We start from the raw sequence: 2,296 nt of genomic DNA, 5'->3' as shown, positions 1-2,296 counted from the left end.
AAGCACTACATCTTGCGGTCACTGATTCACTCCGGACAGCTGCGGGATCGGATCAATGCACTCTGAATCCGGAAGGGCCCGATTCGCCCACCCTCAAGGCGGTCGGCCCTGGAACGTTAGGGTGCGGGAGAGAACGAACCGCCCCCCGCCTCGAGTCGACCCGGCCGCCAGCGGGTCGCAGGCTCCCAATGGGAATTGAACTTACAGGCCAACTTCATCAACTCGCCGTTCACCGAACAGGGATCCGGCGGCTCGGTATTCGCCGATCAGTCGACCCCTCTCTCGTCGAAATACTTCCCGCTATGCAAATTGAGCCAGTTCGTTGTTCGCGCTACCGCCCACGAGAGCGAGATGAGCGACCTGCAACGATACCCCCACGACATCAGTAAACCAACCACCCAAGACGGATGCTCGTGCTCCCCGCTATTCTACACTGGACATCCCCGACTATCGGCAAGGCCGACGACGCCAAGGCCGCTTTCTCGACACGCGAACGAACTCCGATCAGGTGGGAACCAGACAGTAAGATCACCGCTAACGGCCTCCCGGTTCGCACAGAGGATTTATACCGACAGCAATTCTACACACCAGGACAGTAGGTTTCATGATGCTAAGAGCACCAATGCGCGTGGACATTGTGGTTGAACATATCCCCCATTATCGTGCAGCGTTCGTCGCCGAATTGGACCAGTCCAAGTCGATCGACGCCACCTGGGTCGCAGGAGAGTCACCAACTCGCCAATCAGGAATACCGGGGTCCGACAGCAAACCCCGCTCATTAGATACAGTCTCAAATTGTCCGCTGCCATTTGGCCTAACATGGCAGCGCGGGGTTTTGAAGCATTCAATTGCGACCAGATCACAGGCAGTGGTCTTCACCGGAGACCCTCACATCGTGTCAACCTGGTTGGCATCGCCCCTATTGCGGCTTCGAGGCATTAAGGTTCTCTTTTGGACGCACGGCTGGAGAGGTGAAGAACAAGGCCTAAAAAGGGCGCTTCGAATTTCTTTCTATAAGTTGGCAAACGGGTTGTTATTGTACGGGCAATTCGGCCGACGGGTAGGTCGGAGCTATGGTTACAAGAAGCCGATTTGGATAGTCGGAAACAGCAATGGTGCCCCCATCGTACCGGCCAGTGCCGATGGGGTCAGAGACAGGTCAAAAAGTCAGCGATGGGCGGTCGTTTCACGCCTCTTCAATGGCCGAAAGATAGAACAAGTAATTCAGGCAGTAGCACTATTATCCGAACAAGGTAAAACTGTGAATTTAGTAGTCGTTGGCGATGGTCCGGAGAGGCAAGCTTTAGAGGCCGAATCGCAGCGGCTTGGTTTGACGTGCGATTTTCACGGTGCAGTCTACGACGAAAATCGAACGGCTCAACTTCTATCAAGCAGTGACGTGCTTGTTTCTCCTGGCCATATAGGTCTGTCCGCAGTCCACTCGATGTCGTCTGGATGTCCGGTGGCCACTCACGGGAACATGCACCACCAAATGCCAGAGGCTGCCGCCGTCGCTAGCGGCGTCACTGGGATCCTCTTTGAGGAAGACAATGTTACAGACCTCGCCGAGCGTGTATGGGATTTTGTTTCCCACTATGATCGATCTTCCATTTCCGACAATTGCCACAAAGAAGTGCTTCTAAACTGGTCCGTTTCAGCCCAGCTAGAGGCTTTCGAGGAGGCGCTCGCTTCTGCAATCACCGTTAGGAAGTAGTTCCGTGATGGAGACGGGCTCTTATGTCCCTTCAGGTACTTATGGCCCCCGTTTGAGGTTCTTCCCTCTTTGCCAGTCTGGTTGTGAGTCACCGACTGCAAGAGGACTGGAGTGTCTGGGATGTCGATCGCACCTGGTTATACCGACGAAGAAATCCGTTCCATCGTGTTCGAGTACGAGCGCCTGCGCTACGGGACGAAGTATGCCTGGGTCGAGAAGCAGGCGTTCTCTATGCACCAACTCCGGCGGTGGCGTAACGCCGTGTACGACGGCGACCTCGACCGTGGTCTGATTCCGCGAGAAGGTGGGAGCATGACTTCTCCGAATCAACGACGTCGTATCGCGAAGAACGACGTCCAAGAAGAAGCCGACAACGAGCAGCTGCGGGCCCGTATCCGGGAACTGGAGGCCACCAACGAGGCCCTGGGAAAAGCTATCGGGCTCTTGCATCAGCTGAGCGATCAAGAGCCCGATACCGACCCGACGAGCGAACCGAAGAGTTCCTGACCGCCGAGAACCAGCTGGTCCACGCGCTGACTGCTGCGACGGGCTCGCAGCGTAAAGCGGCCCTTCCGGATTTAG

General features: G+C 56.0%; 2 protein-coding genes. Both read left to right on the top strand.

Features of this window, described 5'->3' with window-relative positions; genetic code table 11:
- Window positions 1–604 precede the first annotated feature (604 nt).
- The gene (locus G6017_RS17475; RefSeq protein ID WP_524536316.1) at window positions 605–1,714 is read left to right on the top strand and encodes a glycosyltransferase; all 1,110 of its coding nucleotides are present in this window, start codon (window positions 605–607) and stop codon (window positions 1,712–1,714) included.
- Between the two features lie 120 nt (window positions 1,715–1,834).
- Window positions 1,835–2,221, top strand: a complete 387-nt coding sequence (locus G6017_RS15450; RefSeq protein ID WP_182618129.1) for a hypothetical protein — start codon at window positions 1,835–1,837, stop codon at window positions 2,219–2,221.
- Window positions 2,222–2,296 lie beyond the last annotated feature (75 nt).

The sequence above is a fragment of the Dietzia sp. B44 genome (assembly GCF_014145245.1).
Taxonomy (GTDB): Bacteria; Actinomycetota; Actinomycetes; order Mycobacteriales; family Mycobacteriaceae; genus Dietzia; species Dietzia natronolimnaea.
This window is presented reverse-complemented; position numbering and strand designations above follow the sequence as displayed.

Coding starts and splice junctions, on each gene's coding strand:
- G6017_RS17475 (WP_524536316.1), top strand. CDS start 605: ATGATGCTAAGAGCACCAATGCGCGTGGACATTGTGGTTGAACATATC.
- G6017_RS15450 (WP_182618129.1), top strand. CDS start 1,835: ATGTCGATCGCACCTGGTTATACCGACGAAGAAATCCGTTCCATCGTG.